Origin of the sequence: Hyphomicrobium sp., from assembly GCF_051860585.1 — a bacterium.
GTDB lineage: Bacteria > Pseudomonadota > Alphaproteobacteria > Rhizobiales > Hyphomicrobiaceae > Hyphomicrobium_C.
Map to the genome: position 1 here is coordinate 1 of NZ_JBHYDS010000027.1, position 549 is coordinate 549.

The window sequence follows — 549 nt, forward strand, 5'->3', positions numbered from 1 at the left end:
TCGATAGGAGGCATGTGGAAGCACGGCAACGTGTGAAGCTGAGCCTTACTAATAGCTCGTTCGGCTTGATCACTCTCATTAATCAATGTCCATTCCATTCTGTAATCCCTCGCGGGGCGCACGGCTGACGCCTGCCCCTCCGGGAGGGCGGCCAAAAATGGCCGGCGCGCGTTCGCGCTTGCGAACCAAAGGTTCGATACGTGCCTTGCGGACGCATCAAAAATGCGTCCCTTGCACAGCCGAAAACGCACAAATCATCGATGCCTCAAAAGGCAAACAAGACCAGTTCCTCATTTGTCTGCACTTCGCCGGCCTGGTGGCCCCAGCGGGGGGCCCCCACCCGATCCCTTCCCGAACTCGGCCGTGAAACCCCCCAGCGCCAATGGTACTTCGTCTCAAGACGCGGGAGAGTAGGTCGCCGCCAGGCCTGCAAAGTGCAAACAATCCTCTTCAATCCAACAAGACAATCAGCTCCGCGGACAAAAACCGCCAAACACCTCAACGCGGGGTGGAGCAGCCCGGTAGCTCGTCAGGCTCATAACCTGAAGG

General features: G+C 58.3%; 1 rRNA gene. It reads left to right on the plus strand.

The window, feature by feature from the left end:
• Positions 1–312: 312 nt before the first annotated feature.
• A 5S ribosomal RNA gene (gene rrf, locus ACTIFK_RS19035) occupies positions 313–427 on the plus strand.
• The last annotated feature ends 122 nt before the right edge of the window (positions 428–549 follow it).